The sequence below is a fragment of the Cytobacillus sp. FSL R7-0680 genome (assembly GCF_038009245.1).
Taxonomy (GTDB): domain Bacteria; phylum Bacillota; class Bacilli; order Bacillales; family Cytobacillaceae; genus Cytobacillus; species Cytobacillus kochii.
The window spans coordinates 2,052,092-2,069,675 of sequence record NZ_JBBPAO010000001.1 but is presented as its reverse complement, the minus strand read 5'-3'; the positions used below and the strand labels follow the sequence as shown (position 1 = coordinate 2,069,675).

General features: G+C 36.8%; 20 protein-coding genes. 17 read left to right on the top strand and 3 right to left on the bottom strand.

Annotation, left to right across the window (positions count from 1 at the left end):
• Window positions 1-4 precede the first annotated feature (4 nt).
• From prmA to mtaB, 3 genes are read left to right on the top strand one after another with little or no spacing between them, the layout of a single operon-like run.
• The gene (prmA, locus tag MKY26_RS10315; protein WP_341096687.1) at window positions 5-943 is read left to right on the top strand and encodes a 50S ribosomal protein L11 methyltransferase; all 939 of its coding nucleotides are present in this window, start codon (window positions 5-7) and stop codon (window positions 941-943) included.
• 58 nt (window positions 944-1,001) lie between these two features.
• Complete coding sequence (locus MKY26_RS10310) at window positions 1,002-1,748, top strand: 16S rRNA (uracil(1498)-N(3))-methyltransferase (RefSeq protein WP_281202237.1); 747 nt, start codon at window positions 1,002-1,004, stop codon at window positions 1,746-1,748.
• Between the two features lie 6 nt (window positions 1,749-1,754).
• Entirely contained in the window at window positions 1,755-3,098 is a 1,344-nt protein-coding gene (mtaB, locus tag MKY26_RS10305) for a tRNA (N(6)-L-threonylcarbamoyladenosine(37)-C(2))-methylthiotransferase MtaB (RefSeq protein WP_341096677.1), read from the top strand.
• Window positions 3,099-3,261: 163 nt separating this feature from the next.
• On the opposite strand, the gene MKY26_RS10300 is transcribed toward mtaB, so the two are convergent.
• Both MKY26_RS10300 and MKY26_RS10295 read right to left on the bottom strand, forming a co-directional pair.
• Window positions 3,262-3,690 carry a hypothetical protein gene (locus MKY26_RS10300; RefSeq protein WP_095372513.1) on the bottom strand — a complete coding sequence of 143 codons (429 nt, stop codon included), beginning with the start codon at window positions 3,688-3,690 and terminating at the stop codon, window positions 3,262-3,264.
• A 6-nt stretch (window positions 3,691-3,696) separates the two neighbouring features.
• The gene (locus MKY26_RS10295) at window positions 3,697-3,897 is read right to left on the bottom strand and encodes a helix-turn-helix transcriptional regulator (RefSeq protein ID WP_157733932.1); all 201 of its coding nucleotides are present in this window, start codon (window positions 3,895-3,897) and stop codon (window positions 3,697-3,699) included.
• A 296-nt stretch (window positions 3,898-4,193) separates the two neighbouring features.
• On the opposite strand from MKY26_RS10295, the gene deoC reads away from it, so the two are divergent.
• Window positions 4,194-4,865, top strand: coding sequence for a deoxyribose-phosphate aldolase (gene deoC, locus MKY26_RS10290; protein WP_095372515.1), 672 nt, complete (start codon window positions 4,194-4,196; stop codon window positions 4,863-4,865).
• An 82-nt stretch (window positions 4,866-4,947) separates the two neighbouring features.
• On the opposite strand, the gene MKY26_RS10285 is transcribed toward deoC, so the two are convergent.
• Complete coding sequence (locus tag MKY26_RS10285) at window positions 4,948-5,874, bottom strand: Na/Pi symporter (protein WP_341096663.1); 927 nt, start codon at window positions 5,872-5,874, stop codon at window positions 4,948-4,950.
• Window positions 5,875-6,103: 229 nt separating this feature from the next.
• Between MKY26_RS10285 and rpsU the strand changes: the two genes are divergently transcribed.
• From rpsU to era, 13 genes are all read left to right on the top strand, one after another.
• Complete coding sequence (gene rpsU / locus MKY26_RS10280) at window positions 6,104-6,277, top strand: 30S ribosomal protein S21 (protein WP_066201342.1); 174 nt, start codon at window positions 6,104-6,106, stop codon at window positions 6,275-6,277.
• Window positions 6,278-6,293: 16 nt separating this feature from the next.
• Window positions 6,294-6,737 carry a GatB/YqeY domain-containing protein gene (locus MKY26_RS10275; RefSeq protein WP_095372517.1) on the top strand — a complete coding sequence of 148 codons (444 nt, stop codon included), beginning with the start codon at window positions 6,294-6,296 and terminating at the stop codon, window positions 6,735-6,737.
• A gap of 226 nt (window positions 6,738-6,963) precedes the next feature.
• A complete protein-coding gene (locus MKY26_RS10270) occupies window positions 6,964-8,280 on the top strand; it encodes an NfeD family protein (protein ID WP_095372518.1) in 1,317 nt (438 codons plus the stop codon).
• A 24-nt stretch (window positions 8,281-8,304) separates the two neighbouring features.
• Window positions 8,305-9,300: a flotillin-like protein FloA gene (floA, locus tag MKY26_RS10265; RefSeq protein WP_095372519.1), complete on the top strand. Its 996-nt coding sequence runs from the start codon at window positions 8,305-8,307 to the stop codon at window positions 9,298-9,300.
• Between the two features lie 43 nt (window positions 9,301-9,343).
• The gene (locus tag MKY26_RS10260) at window positions 9,344-9,847 is read left to right on the top strand and encodes a hypothetical protein (RefSeq protein WP_095372520.1); all 504 of its coding nucleotides are present in this window, start codon (window positions 9,344-9,346) and stop codon (window positions 9,845-9,847) included.
• Window positions 9,848-9,920: 73 nt separating this feature from the next.
• Window positions 9,921-10,205, top strand: a complete 285-nt coding sequence (yqfC, locus tag MKY26_RS10255; RefSeq protein WP_095372521.1) for a sporulation protein YqfC — start codon at window positions 9,921-9,923, stop codon at window positions 10,203-10,205.
• A gap of 74 nt (window positions 10,206-10,279) precedes the next feature.
• On the top strand, window positions 10,280-11,473 hold the full coding sequence (yqfD, locus tag MKY26_RS10250; RefSeq protein ID WP_095372522.1) for a sporulation protein YqfD: 1,194 nt from the start codon (window positions 10,280-10,282) through the stop codon (window positions 11,471-11,473).
• Window positions 11,470-12,432 carry a PhoH family protein gene (locus MKY26_RS10245; RefSeq protein WP_095372523.1) on the top strand — a complete coding sequence of 321 codons (963 nt, stop codon included), beginning with the start codon at window positions 11,470-11,472 and terminating at the stop codon, window positions 12,430-12,432. The genes yqfD and MKY26_RS10245 overlap by 4 nt, the downstream gene beginning before the upstream one ends.
• Window positions 12,433-12,845: 413 nt before the next feature.
• Window positions 12,846-15,026: an HD family phosphohydrolase gene (locus MKY26_RS10240; protein ID WP_095372524.1), complete on the top strand. Its 2,181-nt coding sequence runs from the start codon at window positions 12,846-12,848 to the stop codon at window positions 15,024-15,026.
• Window positions 15,023-15,493: an rRNA maturation RNase YbeY gene (gene ybeY, locus MKY26_RS10235; RefSeq protein WP_095372525.1), complete on the top strand. Its 471-nt coding sequence runs from the start codon at window positions 15,023-15,025 to the stop codon at window positions 15,491-15,493. The genes MKY26_RS10240 and ybeY overlap by 4 nt, the downstream gene beginning before the upstream one ends.
• Entirely contained in the window at window positions 15,471-15,854 is a 384-nt protein-coding gene (locus MKY26_RS10230) for a diacylglycerol kinase family protein (RefSeq protein ID WP_341096627.1), read from the top strand. Before ybeY ends, MKY26_RS10230 begins: the two co-directional genes overlap by 23 nt.
• A gap of 330 nt (window positions 15,855-16,184) precedes the next feature.
• On the top strand, window positions 16,185-16,583 hold the full coding sequence (locus MKY26_RS10225; RefSeq protein ID WP_224935947.1) for a cytidine deaminase: 399 nt from the start codon (window positions 16,185-16,187) through the stop codon (window positions 16,581-16,583).
• Window positions 16,576-17,487, top strand: coding sequence for a GTPase Era (gene era / locus MKY26_RS10220; protein ID WP_095372528.1), 912 nt, complete (start codon window positions 16,576-16,578; stop codon window positions 17,485-17,487). Before MKY26_RS10225 ends, era begins: the two co-directional genes overlap by 8 nt.
• The last annotated feature ends 97 nt before the right edge of the window (window positions 17,488-17,584 follow it).

The window sequence follows — 17,584 nt, the reverse complement described above, 5'->3', positions numbered from 1 at the left end:
TAAGATGAAATGGTCAGAGATTAGTGTTCACACGGCGAACGAAGCAGTTGAGCCGATTTCAAATATTCTTCATGAAGCAGGTGCAAGTGGTGTAGTGATTGAAGATCCATTTGAATTGAAGAAAGAACGAAGAGATCAATACGGCGAAATCTACCAGCTCGATCCACATGATTATCCAGAGGAAGGCGTAATCGTTAAAGCATATTTACCGATTAATAGCTTTTTAGGCGAAACAGTAGAAGAAATAAAGAATGCCATTAGTAACCTTTTATCGTTTAATATTGATATTGGTAAAAATGAGGTCAGTATTAGTGAAGTGAACGAAGAAGAGTGGGCGACTGCTTGGAAGAAGTACTATCACCCTGTGAAAATCTCTAAACGATTCACGATTGTTCCAACTTGGGAAGAATATACACCAGTAAGTAGTGATGAACTCATTATTGAATTGGATCCAGGAATGGCATTTGGAACAGGAACTCATCCAACAACAGTGATGTGTATTCAAGCACTAGAGCATATTGTTACATCTGGTGATCATATTATCGATGTGGGAACGGGGTCAGGAGTACTCAGTATTGCTGGAGCGATGCTCGGTGCAGAGAATATTACTGCACTCGATTTGGACGAAGTAGCTGTACGTTCAGCGAAAATCAATATCAAGTTAAATAAAGTGCAGGATATTGTTGAAGTCTCTCAAGGTAATCTGTTAGATAATATTACTGTACAAGCTGAAGTAGTAGTCGCCAATATTTTAGCAGAAGTAATTGTAAGTTTTACAGATGATGTCGCGCAAGTGGTGAAACCAGGAGGTCATTTTATTGCTTCTGGCATTATTCAGCAGAAAAAACAGGCTGTCAAAGAGGCGATGATTTCAAGTGGTTTTGACATTGTTGAGACAATTCAAATGGAAGATTGGGTTGCCATTATAGGTAAAAAGCAGTAATGTACTAGGGGGAGTCATGAATTCCCCCTATTTATTCGTTTAGTAAGGGGTTATATATATGCAACGATATTTTGTGAATCATAGAGAAAATGATCATTTTTTTATTACAGGTGATGATTATCACCACATTACCCGCGTAATGAGGATGAATGTAGGTGACGAAATTATTTGTGTAGACCCTGACGGAAAAGCAGCTCAATGTAAACTGGTTAACATTACCTCTGAAGTGGTAGAGTTAGAAGTTGTACAATGGATAGAGAAAAATGTCGAATTACCTGTTGATGTTACCATTGTGAGCGGATTGCCTAAAGGGGATAAGCTCGAATGGATAATACAAAAAGGCACCGAACTTGGCGCCCATCGGTTTATCCCTTTTATGTCAGCTCGTTCCATTGTAAAGTTAGACGAAAAAAAGGCGAATAAAAAGAAAGATCGTTGGCAAAAGATCGCTAAAGAAGCGGCCGAGCAGTCTCATCGCATCATAGTACCACATGTGTATGGACCACAGTCCTTACAGCAGTTACTAGAAATAAGTAAAAATTATGATTATAAATGTGTCGCTTATGAAGAAAGTAGTAAACAAGGTGAATCATCGGCTTTTCACCAAGTACTCAAGGGTATGTCCCGGGGAGACTCTTTATTATTTATTTTTGGGCCAGAAGGTGGCCTGACAGAAAAAGAAATAACGCTTTTAGAGGATGAAGGGTTTATTTCTTGTGGATTAGGACCAAGAATATTAAGAACTGAAACAGCACCTTCCTATGTACTTTCAGCTGTTTCTTATCATTTTGAATTAATGGAGTGAAGATATATGCCATCAGTAGCTTTTCATACACTTGGTTGTAAAGTAAACCATTATGAAACAGAAGCCATCTGGCAATTGTTTAAAGAAGAAGGATACGATCGTGTCGGTTTTGAATCTACCTCTGATGTGTATGTGATTAACACATGTACGGTTACGAATACTGGTGATAAAAAAAGCAGACAAGTCATTCGTAGAGCCATTCGAAAAAATCCGGACGCTGTCATTTGTGTAACAGGATGCTATGCCCAAACATCACCGGCAGAAATCATGGCCATCCCAGGTGTGGATGTTGTCGTTGGAACACAAGACAGGAAGAAAATGTTAGGGTATATTGAGCAATATAAAAGTGAACGTCAACCGATTAATGGTGTCGGAAATATTATGAAAAATCGGGTTTACGAGGAACTAGATGTTCCGGCCTTTACAGATAGGACGCGTGCTTCATTAAAAATACAAGAAGGTTGTAATAACTTCTGCACTTTTTGTATCATTCCTTGGGCTCGTGGCTTAATGAGATCTAGAGACCCCAAAGAAGTGATTCATCAAGCGCAACAATTAGTGGAGGCTGGTTACAAAGAAATTGTCTTAACCGGGATACATACTGGCGGTTATGGCGAGGATCTTAAGGATTATAATCTAGCTATGCTACTAAAGGATTTAGAAGAACAGGTTAAAGGCATTAAACGGATTCGTATATCCTCTATTGAGGCGAGTCAAATTACGGATGAAGTGATTGAAGTAATTAGAAACTCTAAGGTTGTTGTCCGTCATCTGCATATTCCGATTCAATCAGGATCGGACACAGTATTAAAAAGAATGCGTCGAAAGTATACGATGGCGTTTTTCGCTGAACGTATTGAGCGTTTAAAAGAAGCCTTACCTGGTTTAGCAGTTACTTCAGATGTCATTGTCGGTTTTCCTGGTGAAACAGAAGAAGAATTTATGGAGACGTATGATTTTATTAAAAAACATAAATTCTCAGAGCTTCATGTTTTTCCTTATTCAAGTAGAACAGGCACACCAGCAGCACGAATGACTGATCAAATTGATGAAGAAGTTAAGAATGAAAGAGTTCATCGCTTAATTCATTTATCTGATCAACTAGCGAAAGAGTACGCAAGTCGCTTTGAAGATGAAGTACTCGAGATCATCCCTGAAGAAAAATACAAAGATGCGCCAGACGGGAATTTGTATGTAGGCTATACGGATAATTACTTAAAAGTGATTGTGCCTGCAACAGAAGAGATGGTAGGTAAATTAGTCAAAGTGAAGATAACAAAAGCAGGTTATCCATATAACGAAGGGCAATTTATTCGTGTCATGGATGAGATGAAAGAAAAAGCAATATAAACGATTAGAGCTGACCGTTCATTGACCGGTCAGCTTTTTTTACTGCATTTTTATTCCGTAAGAAAAATAGCCGGAGTAAGGTAAATGGTGAATCTAGGAAAACGAATGAAACCCTAAGTAATTCTTTATTTTAGGTGATCCCTTAATAGGTTATTTTTCAATTTTATTCGGATTCTTTATCTTGTCGATTTTTTCTTAAGTAATAGATATAAATGATTGGAATTAGGCCACAAATAAATAGAATAGCACCCACAATTACTCCATTCATGATAGAAAATCCTTGTGTGAGAGATACAAAAAAACCAACAACTGTTGTAATCAAAATAAGAATTACTAATGAAATAATTAGACTTTTCCGGGGGTTTATCTTATTATCTTCATGGTCTGCACTAATACTCATTGATAAATAGGCTGAAACAACTGCGGTTATTATAAATACTGTCCATAGTGGGTTTTTTCTCATTTCATCTAACCCACCTGTAACTAAGTCATAACCTAAAATTCCAAGAATTCCAATGGTCTGGATGATAAATGCAATACGTATATTTTTTAAATTTTGTAGAACTAAACGTTCATCTGTGATTTTTTTCATATATTATCAGCCTCCTTTTTCTATCCAAAATACTTCATCTAAAGTTTTATTAACTGCGTAACATATATCCAAACATAACTTGAGAGAAGGGTTATACTTACCCTTCTCAATTAAACTGATGGTTTGGCGAGTAACACCTATCTTTTCTGCAAGTTGTTGTTGTGTTAAATCTACTTGTATACGAGAAATCTTAACCTTATTATCCAAATATTGTATCACTCCTTTTATAAACGTAACATATATTTTACATTTTTCAATATATATATTACATGAATAATAGCTTTTCAATATAAGGATAATAAAAGTCCTGGGAATAAATAATGTCCTTAACATCTTGTAAAACAGTCTTATTATCTTTTGGAACCTAAATTAAAACAGTTTTTCTCATTTTACTAAAGAGAATCTCGATATTTCATTCATAAAATGATATGATAACAGAGGTACGGACAACTAGCAGAAGAATTAAGTATAAAAGCATTTTATAAAAAAAGGAGAGTTCATTGATGACAAATAATATAGCAAAAATGATTGATCATACATTATTGAAGGCTGATGCAACGGTTGAGCAAATTAATACTTTATGTAACGAGGCAAAAGAGAACGGTTTTGCTTCTGTATGTGTAAATCCAACATGGGTTTCACAAGCGGCTAAACTTTTACAGGGATCAGATGTGGCTGTTTGTACAGTCATTGGCTTCCCTTTAGGTGCATCGGATAAAGAAGTTAAATCTTTTGAAACAACACAAGCCATCAAACAAGGGGCCACAGAAGTTGATATGGTTATTAATATTGGCGCACTTAAAAGTGGGAAATTAGAAGTTGTGGAGGAGGATATCCGTGCAGTTGTGGAAGCGGCAGATGGTAAGGCTTTAACAAAAGTGATTATCGAAACTAGTTTGTTAACAGATGCTGAAAAAGTAATTGCATGTCAATTGGCTGTTAAAGCAGGAGCGGATTACGTTAAAACATCAACTGGTTTCTCAACGGGTGGCGCGACTGTTGCTGACGTGAAATTAATGAGAGAAACGGTAGGTCCCGATATTGGCGTCAAAGCTTCTGGTGGAGTGAGAAGTGCAGAAGATGCACAAGCAGTTATTGATGCTGGTGCGACTAGAATCGGTGCAAGCTCAGGCATTGCTATCGTAAATGGATTAACAAGTACAACAGATTATTAATCTAGTTGTTGAAAGAGAGGCGGACATTCTGAATGTTCGTCTCTCTTTTTAACTGTGGTGTATATTAGCACAACGATATTCACTACTTTTTACGGTCATGTAGGCGAATAATCAAGTCACTAAAAGGTTTGGCAAAAGGTAGAACGAGAAGTGAAGTAATGACATTAAAAAGGACACCAACATGAGCAAGTTGCCTATCAATTTGGTCTGCTGAACCAATACCGAAATTTGTTAGCAGCTCAATAAAAGGATAGAAGAGAAGAACACCTATAATATTCAACCAAATGTGAGCATAGGCAGTTAACTTTGCTTCTCTACGTCCACCGATACTGGCGAGATATGCGTCAGCGCATGTGCCGATGTTGGAACCAAGCATAATAGCAATCGCTGTACTAAGGTCCATCCCACCTGCTGTTAAAAATCCCATTAGAATACCTGTAGTGGCAGTGCTTGACTGGATAATCGCAGTAAGAACAATACCGGTTATTACGGCTAATAATAGACTTTGATCTAATGTAATAAGAAAATCTTTTACCCATGGGGTTTCTTTAATGGTAAAAGCTAAATGTTCAAACCCCCTCATAGCAGCAAATACGCAAGCAATACCCATTAATCCAATGCCGATACTCTGAAAGGATCGCCTCCTGATGAATGCACATAACATGCCGATTATAGCAATCGGTAAAATAAAAGATTCTATATCGAAAGTAATTAACTCCGTTGTGATAGTGGTGCCAATGTTTGTCCCTAAAATAATACCAATCGTTTGGCGGAAAGTAAGTAAGTGTACGGCAACTAAACCAATGGTAATAATCATAACTGCGGAGCTACTCTGCATAATAGCAGTTAAGATAATGCCAACCACCATCCCTTTAAGAGGTGTATTTGTAAACTTAGTTAACCAGCGTTTAGTTGAATCTGCTGATAAATAGAATAGCCCTTTCCGCAATAAAGTCATGCCAAAAATAAAAACAGCAATCATTATTATAAAAATGAGTAATGAAGTCATGCTTTGTCCCTCCTAGGAAAGCATATGGTGAAAAATTGAGGGACATGCATAGGAAGAATCAAAAAATTAAATAATAAAAATAAATAAGACAAACGTACATTTATCTTTAAACAGCGAAAGACTAGGTGAAATACAGTTGACCTCACACCGCTGTTATATTATAATTGCAAAGTACATGGTATTCCATGTTGACATGTAAGTGTGTTGTGCTCGGAGGGAGGGAAAGAGAATGTCTAAAACCGTCGTTCGTAAAAACGAATCGCTTGAAGATGCTCTTCGTCGCTTCAAACGTTCAGTATCAAAAACTGGTACTTTGCAAGAAGCAAGAAAGCGCGAATTCTACGAAAAACCAAGTATCAAACGTAAGAAAAAGTCTGAAGCTGCAAGAAAGCGCAAGTTTTAAGAGAGGGTGTATGTAAGTGAGTCTTCTCGAGCGTTTAAATGAAGATATGAAACAAGCGATGAGGAACAAAGAAAAAGATAAGTTAACTGTGATTCGGATGATCAAAGCTTCATTGCAAAATGAGGCGATCAAGGAAGGAAAAGATCTTACCGAGGATCAGGAACTTACTGTCCTTTCTCGCGAAGTAAAGCAACGCAAGGATTCCCTCCATGAATTTGACAAGGCAGGTCGTGAAGATCTAGTTGAAAAAATTCGTACTGAATTACAGTACGTAGAGTTATATATGCCTGAGCAGCTCTCTGATGAAGAGGTATCTGCTATCGTCAAACAAACCATTGCCGATACAGGCGCTACATCGAAAGCTGAAATGGGTAAAGTGATGTCAGCCATTATGCCAAAGCTAAAAGGTAAGGCAGACGGTGCACTTATTAATAAACTTGTACAACAACACCTTTCATAAAAAGATGTACGGAAAGACCGGAGCTTTCGAGCTTACGGTCTTTTTATTTTGTCTAAAAGATGCCATACTAGTAGTAAGGTTTCTTTTATATATATTACATAGTCACACTTTTTTACTTTATGTAATTATAAATAATCAAAATAAGAAAAGAAAAATGAAACCTTTTCACGCGTCAGCCGTATAACTATCATAGGTATTTCTGTAAAAGGGGGGAGGGGAGAAGAGAATGAGAAAAGCGACAATCATCCTTTCATTTTTATGGGCATTTTTCGTAATGATGACACCGATCAGCAAGGCTGATAACGAGGTTGTGTATGTCGTACCAATAGAAGATACTGTTGAAAAAGGATTGCATGCTTTTATCAATAGAGCGGTGACTACAGCTGAAGAAAATCAAGCAAGTGCGATTATTTTCGAAGTAAACACGCCTGGCGGTGAAGTAGAAGCAGCTAAGGAAATTGGCAGAGTATTAACATCTACAAATATTAAAACGATTTCATTTGTAAATAAACAAGCATTGTCAGCTGGTGCGTATATTTCATTAAACATGGATGAGATTTATATGACGCCCGGGGCTACAATGGGATCGGCGGCGATTATCGACCAAGAAGGCAACACAGCTGACAAAAAAGCAGTTTCAGCATGGTTATCTGCTATGACTGCAGCTGCTGAACAAAGTGGGAGAGATCCAGAAATTGCTCAAGCAATGGCAGATGATTCAATCGATCTACCTGAATTAGGTGCACCAAAAGGAAAGCTATTGACATTAACTGCTAGTCAAGCAGACGAGGTAGAATATTCAGAAGGAACATTTGCTACGCAAGCAGAGCTTTTAGAACATTTAGGTTATGAAGATGCAGAAGTAAGGTCTATCGAGGAAAGTTTTTCTGAGAAATTGGCTAGATTCATTACACATCCAATCATCGTGCCTATTCTTCTTTCTATAGGAAGCATTGGATTATTGCTAGAGCTCTATTCTCCTGGTTTTGGTATTCCAGGTATAATGGGACTCACAGCTCTTGGTTTATTTTTCTATGGTCATATGGTTGCTGGATTTGCCGGGTATGAATCACTCATTGTATTTATTATTGGAATTGGGTTAATTATCGCAGAGTTTTTCCTCCCAGGTGGTATCGCCGGTGTGTTGGGGATTGCTGCAGTAATTGGGAGTTTATTCATGGCTGGGGCTGATGTGCAACAAATGGCAACCTCCATTATGATTGCGGCTATATTATCTATTGCGGTTTCTATTCTAATGGTAAAGGTGTTTGGTAAAAAAATGAAATTTTTCAAAAAACTAATTTTAAGCGATTCTACAAATACTGAAAGAGGATACATCTCAAATAAATCCCGTTCAGAGCTAATTGGAAAACAAGGTTATGCTTTAACAGGGTTACGTCCATCAGGAACGATTGTCATTGAAAATGAAAGAATTGATGTCGTTAGTGAAGGTGGATTTATTAAAAAAGATGCAAAAGTGGAAGTCATAAAAGCAGAGGGCTCGAGAGTAGTCGTCCGTGAATTAACAAATTTAGATAAATAACCAAGTATTTTAGGAGGTAATTGAATGGAACCTATTTCTATTATGACGATCGTAATTGTGGTATTAGCAATTATTGCTCTTGCCATACTCTTCACATTCGTACCAGTTATGCTGTGGATCTCAGCATTAGCAGCAGGTGTTAAGGTAAGTATTTTCACCCTTATTGGAATGAGATTAAGACGAGTAATTCCAAGCCGCGTAATTAATCCATTAATTAAAGCACATAAAGCAGGATTAGAAGTTCATACCAATCAACTTGAAAGTCATTATTTGGCAGGTGGTAATGTAGATAGAGTAGTGAATGCTTTAATTGCAGCGCATCGTGCCAATATGGAATTAAGTTTTGAAAGAAGTGCGGCGATTGACCTAGCTGGTCGTGATGTACTTGAAGCAGTTCAAATGAGTGTTAATCCAAAAGTAATTGAAACACCATTTATTTCTGGTGTAGCGATTAATGGTATCGAAGTGAAAGCAAAAGCAAAAATTACTGTAAGAGCCAATATTGACCGACTAGTCGGGGGTGCTGGAGAAGAAACAATCATTGCCCGTGTTGGTGAGGGGATTGTCTCTACAATTGGTTCATCTACAAGACATACAGAAGTATTGGAAAACCCAGACATGATCTCTCAAACTGTCCTTGCTAAAGGGTTAGATGCTGGTACAGCATTTGAAATTCTATCCATTGATATAGCTGATGTGGACATCGGTAAAAACATTGGTGCAGAATTGCAAACAGAGCAAGCGGAAGCTGATAAAAATATTGCCCAAGCCAAAGCGGAAGAACGTCGTGCAATGGCTGTTGCCAAAGAGCAAGAGATGAAAGCGAAAGTTGAAGAGATGAGAGCGAAAGTTGTGGAAGCAGAATCTCAAGTTCCTTTAGCGATGGCAGATGCATTAAAAAGTGGCAATATTGGCGTGATGGATTATATGAATATCCAAAATATTGAAGCTGATACAGAAATGAGAGACTCGATTAGTAAAGTATCAGATGACTCAAAACAAGGGCCGAAGAAAGATTGAATGTCCTAATCGGACTCACCTCTAGAGGGGAGTGTTTTATCTCATGATTGATTTTTTGTTGGAAAATCCTTTATTATTGGTTTTTCTTATCGGGATCATTACTTCCTTATTTGGTAAGAAAGTAAATGACCAGCAGTCAGACAAACAGAAGCAGCCACGTGGAAAGTCTGTCGAAGAGCAAGAAGAAGCTAGGCGTCAGATGATGGATGCAGAGAAACAAGAAGAAGGGCCACCTGTTTATGATCGCAACGAAGAGAAGTTAAAACGCTACGCGAAGGCTACTATGCAAGAAGCTGGTGTAGAAGTCTCGGATCGTAAAAAAGAAGCAGAAGAGCGACTGGCTGATTTAAGAAAACAAAAAGAAGAAGCGCAAAAACGAGCAAGTGCCTTCCTTTCAGCAACAAAAAATAAAAATGTGGCCAATAACAATGTAGATCAACCTAGTATGAGAGTCTCTAATAAACAATTAGTTGACGCGGTTGTTTGGTCAGAAATTCTCGGACAACCGAGATCAAGGAACCCACATCGAACGATGAAAAGAAAATAAAATTTGCTGTTGAATTCAGTGCTAGAACCATCCTTTCTCTCATACATATGAGATGAAAGGGGGTTCTTTTTTTATGGCAAAAAAATGGGGAGAACGACTAAGAAGCTGGATGACAAAAAATATGGAACTTCCTCAAGATGTCATGATGGATTTGCCCCGCATTACTATGATTGGACAAATTCATATTTATATTGAGAACCACCGCGGTTTACTTGGTTTTTCAGATAAAGAAGTAAGGTTGTTATTAGAGCATGGTCAACTGCTCATTAAAGGGAATAACTTTGTTATTAAAACAATTATGCCTGAAGAAATCTTATTGCAAGGAACAATTGATCAAGTTCTTTTTGTAGCTGAGTAAATTTGATGTGGGAAGGGTCGCTATTCTATTACAAGGTTAGCGATTTCCACCTGCTCAAATATGAGGAGGATAAGATGAAAAATCAATGGCTCTTTTTTTTAAAAGGAATCGTCACAGTTAGGACAAGCGGTAGAGGAAGTGAAAGATTTTTAAATACTTTAACGAGAGCTGGTGTATCCATTTGGAATGTTAAAGCCCATGGAAGCCAAGTGCTTACATTTCAAATGAAATTAGATGATTTACCGACTTTAAGACAATATGCAAGAAGTGCCGACTGCAAATTTGAGTTTGTCGGCCGCAAAGGATTGCCCTTCATGAAAAAGCGTATGCTAAGGAATAGTGGATTCTTATTAGGGGCAATAGCTTTCTTAGTTGTAGTTATTTTGTTGTCAAACATGGTATGGGGGATCGAAATTAAAGGAGCAAATCCAGCAACAGAATATAAGATGGAAAAAGAGTTAGAGAAAATTGGTGTAAAAAAAGGGAAGCTACAATTCTTTATAGATACACCTGAAGGTATACAACGGTATTTAACAGAAAATGTGAATGAAATTACTTGGGTCGGTGTGGAGTTGAAAGGGACAACCTATCATCTTCAAGTGGTAGAAAAAAATGAACCAAAGAAAACAGAGTTATTAAGTCCGCAGCATTTAGTGGCAAAGAAAAAAGGAACCATTATCGGTATGTTTATTGAAGAGGGAGAAGCAAAGGCGAAAATTAATGACTTTGTAAAACCAGGTCAATTATTAGTTTCAGGCCTAATTGGAAATGATGAAAGAAAGAAGATAGTGCCTGCCAAAGGGGAAGTATTAGCGGAAACGTGGTATAAAGCGAATGTAGCTTATCCATTAGAGAAAAAGTCCAAAGTATACACTGGTGATCAAAAAGTGAAAAATATATTGGAGCTTGGATCATTAAAGATTCCTTTTTGGGGCTTTGGAAATATAGGTTTTGACCACTATGTAAAGGAAGAGGACAAGCGGCAAGTTAAATTTCTAAAATGGGAGTTACCGATTGCAGTTACAAAAAACATCTACAGAGAAGCAGAAGAGATGACACAAGTTTATACAGAAAAAGAGGCGATTGTAGAAGCGAAGAAATTAGCTAGAAGTAAAATTAAAAAGCAGCTAGATGAAGATGCCACCATTAAAGGGGAAAATGTTTTGCACCAAACGATAGAGAATGGTAAAGTTAAATTATCAATACATTTCCAAATTATTGAGAATATTGCTGAGGAACAACCAATAATCCAAGGAGATAAAGAATGACAGAAGATTTAAAGACATTAAATGTACAATTTGAAAACCCAAATGAAGCCATTGCCCTCTTAGGTAATGGTGACACAAATATTAAACTAATTGAACAACAGTTATCGGTATCAATTGTAACAAGAGGCGAATCTGTTTATGTATCAGGTGAGAAAGAAACTGTGGCCATTGCAGGTGACGTAATTGAGCAACTTCTTTACGTTATTAGAAAAGGTATTCAAATTAGTGGTAGGGATATTATTTACGCATTAGAGATGGCAAGGAAAGGTACACTAGAATATTTCAAAGAACTTTATGAAGAAGAAATAATGAAAAATGCAAAAGGTAAATCGATTCGAGTTAAAACCTTAGGTCAGCGCCAATATATTATGGCTATGAGACAGAAAGATTTAGTTTTTGGTATTGGTCCTGCAGGAACGGGAAAAACCTACTTAGCTGTTGTAATGGCAGTGAATGCCCTTAAGAATGGACAAGTGAAAAAAATTATTCTTACTCGTCCAGCTGTAGAAGCAGGAGAGAGTTTAGGGTTTTTACCAGGTGACTTAAAGGAAAAGGTCGATCCGTATTTACGTCCTTTGTATGATGCGCTTCATGATATACTTGGAGCAGAGCATACAGAAAGGTTAATTGAAAGAGGAACAATTGAAATTGCCCCACTTGCTTATATGAGGGGACGTACGTTAGATGATGCTTATGTTATTTTAGATGAAGCGCAAAACGCAACACAAGCGCAAATGAAAATGTTCTTAACACGTTTAGGTTTTGGATCAAAAATGGTTATTACTGGTGACAAAAGCCAAATCGACCTTCCTCGTGGGGCTAGATCGGGTCTCGTGGTAAGTGAACAAATATTAAATGGTGTTTCTGGAATTGGTTTTATTCATTTAGAACAAAGTGACGTTGTCAGACACCCGCTTGTTGCAAAAATCATTCAAGCATACGAAGAAAATGCTGAATAAATGGCTGTTTTAGCAACACAATCAGGAACAAATTCTGCTTTTTGAATCAGAGTTTGTTCTTTTTTATCGTGAACTATATATGATCCGACATTATGATTATTTTAATGATACATATCTTATTAAAATAATCATAAATGGGAAGAACTTGTAAGGTGAAATGCTTAAGCCAAAAGTGTGTATGTGACGATATGTAAAGGAATAATACTCGCTCTTTCTTGATTTCTGCTGACAATCTCTCGAGCTAGGAGTGATTGTTATTTGGAGTATATGGAAGAATAGGGTAAGATAAGGATGATTACATATTGTCATCAATTAAAAATATTAGTGTAATTTTGAAAAAAAACTGTTATGATTTTACATAATTAAGGAAGAAAAGAATTTCTCAGAGATACTTAGGATTGGAGGTCTCGTTAATGGATAAACTCCATCACTACATACATAAAATTAGAAATTTATTAAAAATGACATTTGTGAGGGTTTTGCTCTTTGTTCTACTTGGAATCATTATGTACGCAACAATGTTTTCAAATGTACGGCCAGAGAAATTGGAATTAAGTCTTTTTTCTGTAGCAGAGCAAACGATTCGTTCGCCGGTTACGATTGAAGACAAAGAAAGTACCGAAAAGAAAAAGAAAGAAGCTGAAAACCAGGTTGAGGACGTTTATGTTGTAAAAAAAGAAATTGCACAAAACCGAGTGGATCTCATAACATCAATTTTTGATACCGTTTCTGCAGTAAATGAAGAAGCAGCGGAGGAAAACGAGCAAGCTTCAGAAAAGGCGAAAGAAAGTGAAAAGGATGAAAAACCAAAGCTTGTTAGTCTTGATGAGAAACTTGAGCGCACAAAATCACAATTAACAGAAGAAGTAACGAAGGAAATCTCAGATAGCGTATTGAGAACGTTATTAGAAGCCAGCCCTAATCAATTATCAATTGCAAAAGATGTTACAATTACAGAGATTAATCACGTTATGCAACAAAGGATCCCTGCTGATGGGGTAGAGAATGCTAAAAAACGTGTGCAAGATCAAATTAGCTTAACATCACTCAACAATACTTTAAAAACTGCGATGGTGGAGCTTGGTAGGTATGCTATTTACCAGAATGAATTTTACGCTCCGGAGGAAACGCAAGAGAAACGACAAACAGCTGTTGAATCTGTTGAACCAGTCAAAATATTACAAGGACAAATACTTGTTGAGCAAAATCAACTCATAAGTAGGGAAGTCTATCGTCAACTTGAACTAGTAGGCATGTTAGATAATGAGAATTCTATCCAACCATTTATTGGACTAGCGCTAGTTGTTCTCATCATTCTAGCAGCCACATATTATTATTTTTATGAGCTTGATAAGCCACAAGAAGTAAAGCAAAATTTCTTATTAGTCTATAGTATTGTTTTCATCATTTCCTTACTACTAATGAAGGGGATTAGCTATATACAGGCATTTGAGTATTCTGATATACTCTATATATTTCCTGCTGCAATGGGTTCGATGTTGATTAAAATACTTATTAGTGAAAAACTTGCCCTTTATTATTCAGTAATTATTGCTATTTGTGGCTCCCTTATCTTTAATGGGTCTATTACTGGAAGTTTTCATGTGACTGCTGCCATTTATATAACTTGCAGTGGAATAGCGGGCGTATTATTTTTAAGTAAACAAAACCAACGATCAAAAATTTTACAAGCTGGCTTACTTGTTTCCGTTGTAAATATTCTAGTGATTTTAGCACTGCTATTGCTAAGAAATGGTCAAGTGGATCTTGTAGAGTACAGTTTTTATATGGTTTCTGGATTTATATCAGCCATTTCCGCAGCTGTTTTAACAATCGGGTTCTTGCCATTTTTTGAGGCAGGCTTCGGTATTCTTTCTGCAATGAAGCTAATAGAGCTATCGAGCCCTAATCATCCGCTCTTAAGAAAGATTTTAACAGAGGCGCCTGGAACATATCACCATAGTGTAATGGTTGCTAATCTGTCAGACTCTGCCTGTGAAGCTATTGGTGCCAATGGACTTCTAGCGAGAGTTGGTTGCTATTATCACGACATAGGGAAGACAAAAAGGCCACAATTCTTTATCGAAAACCAAATAAACATAGACAACCCACATGATAAGCTGCCACCATTGACGAGTAAAAATATTATTATTGCACATGCGCAAGATGGTGCTGATTTGTTAAGAAAGCATAAAATGCCAAAAGAAATTATTGACATTGCTGAACAACATCATGGCACGACTTTACTTAAATTCTTTTACTACAAAGCAAAAGAAAGTGGAGTTGAAGTGAAAGAGGAGGATTTTCGCTATCCTGGTCCAAAGGCACAAACAAAGGAATCGGCTGTGATCGGTATAGCTGATAGCGTTGAGGCAGCTGTGCGCTCTATGTCTCATCCTACTCCAGAACAAATTGATGGTCTTATTCGTAAAATCATTGCTGACCGACTGCAAGATGGGCAGTTAAACGAATGTGATTTAACATTAAAAGAGTTAGAGGTTGTAGCAAAATCATTTAATGAAACATTGAATGGTATTTTCCATTCACGAATTGAATATCCAGAAATGACGAATCAGAAGGTGACACAAGCATGACATTACACATTGACTTTATTGATGAAACAGAAGGACTTACAGAGACGCAAACAAGAGAGATTGAAAACCTTCTACAATTTGCAGCTGTAAAAGAAGTGGTTGAAGAAGATACGGAGATTTCTATTACGTTTGTTGAAAATGAGCGCATACAAGAAATCAATCGTGAATATAGAAATAAAGACAAGGCTACAGATGTGATTTCATTTGCAATGGAAGAAATGGGGGAAGGGGAAATCCCTCTTATCGGAGAAGGGTTGCCTCGCATGTTAGGCGATATTATCATCTCTATTCCTAAAGCAGTGGAACAAGCAGAAGAGTATGGACATAGTTTTATGAGAGAATTAGGATTTTTATCTGTACATGGTTTCCTACATTTACTTGGATATGACCATGAAACAACCGAGGAGGAGAAAATAATGTTTACTCGGCAAAAGGAAATTTTAGATGAATTCGGATTACAGAGATAAAAATTCACGTAAAAAACAATCATTAGTCTCGTCATTTTATTTTGCATTTATCGGGGTCATTACCGCTTTTAAAGCGGAACGAAACTTGAAAATCCACTTTGTGATGACAGTACTAGTCATTTTTTTCGGTATTATTTTTGAATTGACTAAAACAGAATGGCTGTTGATAAGTTTTGCAATAGCTGGGATGATTGCACTTGAGTTAATGAATACAGCTATAGAGCGTGTCGTTGATCTTGTGACAACAGAGCAGCATCCTTTGGCGAAGCAAGCAAAAGATATTGCAGCTGGAGCAGTTCTTATTTATGCCGTTTTAACCGTGATCATTGGCCTTTCTATTTTTTTACCAAAGATCCTTTAAGTGTATAGCCGCAATTGCGGTTATATGCTTTTTTTGTTTTTTAAAACCATTTGCTTTATTTGTTTTAAATAAGTACAAGATAGTATAAAAATTAGTTTGATTCATGAAAAATAGATTTTCATTTTCTTGATTTCAGTGAAATGAAGATAAAACCGTTTGTATAGTAAGCATGATTAAGCTAAAATGACAAAGCATAAGAAATTTATTAAATGGGCTTATTTACTGAAAATTCAATTATTTTATTACAAAATGACAACAACCCATGATTTTACAAAAAAAATAGTGTAAAATAAAAGAAGGCAATCGGCCATTTCAGAAAGGAAGAAACAATTGAACATTGATAAACTAATCGAAGAAGCGAAAATAGCAAGGGACCGGGCATATGTACCGTATTCAAAATTTAAAGTTGGTGCTGCACTTTTGGCAGTAGATGGTACAGTTTTCCACGGATGTAATATAGAGAATGCCGCATATAGTATGTGTAATTGTGCCGAAAGAACGGCGCTTTTTAAAGCATATTCTGATGGCGTAACAGAATTTAAAATGTTAGCAGTTGTTGCAGATACTGACAGACCAGTATCACCATGTGGCGCGTGCAGGCAGGTAATCTCTGAATTATGTTCAAAAGAGATGCCGGTGGTTCTAACAAACTTAAACGGAGATACACAACAATTAACAGTAGAGCAACTATTACCAGGAGCTTTTTCATCGGAGGATTTACATGAATAATCAACAAGGACATCAATCAGGGTTTATTTCCATTATCGGCAGACCAAATGTAGGAAAGTCTACACTACTTAACCGTGTCATTGGACAAAAAATTGCGATTATGAGTGATAAACCACAAACAACAAGAAACAAAGTACAAGGTGTGCTCACAACAAATGATGCACAGTATATTTTTATCGATACACCAGGAATTCATAAGCCTAAGCATAAATTAGGCGATTTTATGATGAAAGTTGCACAAAATACGCTAAAAGAAGTCGATGCCATTATATTTATGGTGAATGCTGAAGAAGGGTTTGGCAGAGGGGAAGAATTCATTATAGAAAAGTTCCAATCAGTCAAAACACCTGTTTTTCTTGTCATCAATAAAATTGACAAAATTCACCCAGATGCACTATTGTCTGTCATTGAATCTTATAAAGAGAAATATAACTTCTGTGAAATTGTGCCGATATCCGCTTTAGAAGGAAATAATGTTGATCGCCTTCTAGAGCAGCTTAAGGAATATTTACCAGAGGGGCCGCAATACTATCCTGCTGATCAAGTAACAGATCATCCGGAGAGGTTTATTATTTCCGAATTGATACGAGAAAAGGCTTTACATTTAACCCGAGAAGAGATTCCTCACTCATTAGCGGTTGTAATTGATAAGATTGAGCGGCAAGATAAGAAGGATATCATTCATGTCATGGCTACGATTATTGTAGAAAGAGATTCTCAAAAGGGTATTGTTATTGGTAAACAAGGGAAAATGCTCAAAGAGGTCGGACAACGAGCAAGAGTAGATATAGAAAATCTCATGGGAAGTAAGGTTTTCCTCGAATTATGGGTGAAAGTTCAAAAAGATTGGCGTAACAAAATGACCCAGTTAAGAGACTTTGGATTTAGGGAAGATGAATATTAAACCTGTCAACATAGGTTATTGGTGAAATCAAAGAATTATGCATCCATTTAATTAACAATTTTTTCGTCTTATGATTTTCAGAAGACAGGCTATGATA

What these genes read in the sequence shown, in the direction of transcription:
- MKY26_RS10310 (WP_281202237.1), top strand. Translation starts at nt 1,002, where the DNA reads ATGCAACGATATTTTGTGAATCATAGAGAAAATGATCATTTTTTTATT.
- floA (WP_095372519.1), top strand. Translation starts at nt 8,305, where the DNA reads ATGGAACCTATTTCTATTATGACGATCGTAATTGTGGTATTAGCAATT.
- MKY26_RS10260 (WP_095372520.1), top strand. Translation starts at nt 9,344, where the DNA reads ATGATTGATTTTTTGTTGGAAAATCCTTTATTATTGGTTTTTCTTATC.
- deoC (WP_095372515.1), top strand. Translation starts at nt 4,194, where the DNA reads ATGACAAATAATATAGCAAAAATGATTGATCATACATTATTGAAGGCT.
- ybeY (WP_095372525.1), top strand. Translation starts at nt 15,023, where the DNA reads ATGACATTACACATTGACTTTATTGATGAAACAGAAGGACTTACAGAG.
- mtaB (WP_341096677.1), top strand. Translation starts at nt 1,755, where the DNA reads ATGCCATCAGTAGCTTTTCATACACTTGGTTGTAAAGTAAACCATTAT.
- MKY26_RS10230 (WP_341096627.1), top strand. Translation starts at nt 15,471, where the DNA reads ATGAATTCGGATTACAGAGATAAAAATTCACGTAAAAAACAATCATTA.
- yqfD (WP_095372522.1), top strand. Translation starts at nt 10,280, where the DNA reads ATGAAAAATCAATGGCTCTTTTTTTTAAAAGGAATCGTCACAGTTAGG.
- MKY26_RS10270 (WP_095372518.1), top strand. Translation starts at nt 6,964, where the DNA reads ATGAGAAAAGCGACAATCATCCTTTCATTTTTATGGGCATTTTTCGTA.
- era (WP_095372528.1), top strand. Translation starts at nt 16,576, where the DNA reads ATGAATAATCAACAAGGACATCAATCAGGGTTTATTTCCATTATCGGC.
- MKY26_RS10285 (WP_341096663.1), bottom strand. Translation starts at nt 5,874, where the DNA reads ATGACTTCATTACTCATTTTTATAATAATGATTGCTGTTTTTATTTTT.
- MKY26_RS10240 (WP_095372524.1), top strand. Translation starts at nt 12,846, where the DNA reads ATGGATAAACTCCATCACTACATACATAAAATTAGAAATTTATTAAAA.
- MKY26_RS10300 (WP_095372513.1), bottom strand. Translation starts at nt 3,690, where the DNA reads ATGAAAAAAATCACAGATGAACGTTTAGTTCTACAAAATTTAAAAAAT.
- rpsU (WP_066201342.1), top strand. Translation starts at nt 6,104, where the DNA reads ATGTCTAAAACCGTCGTTCGTAAAAACGAATCGCTTGAAGATGCTCTT.
- prmA (WP_341096687.1), top strand. Translation starts at nt 5, where the DNA reads ATGAAATGGTCAGAGATTAGTGTTCACACGGCGAACGAAGCAGTTGAG.
- MKY26_RS10245 (WP_095372523.1), top strand. Translation starts at nt 11,470, where the DNA reads ATGACAGAAGATTTAAAGACATTAAATGTACAATTTGAAAACCCAAAT.
- yqfC (WP_095372521.1), top strand. Translation starts at nt 9,921, where the DNA reads ATGGCAAAAAAATGGGGAGAACGACTAAGAAGCTGGATGACAAAAAAT.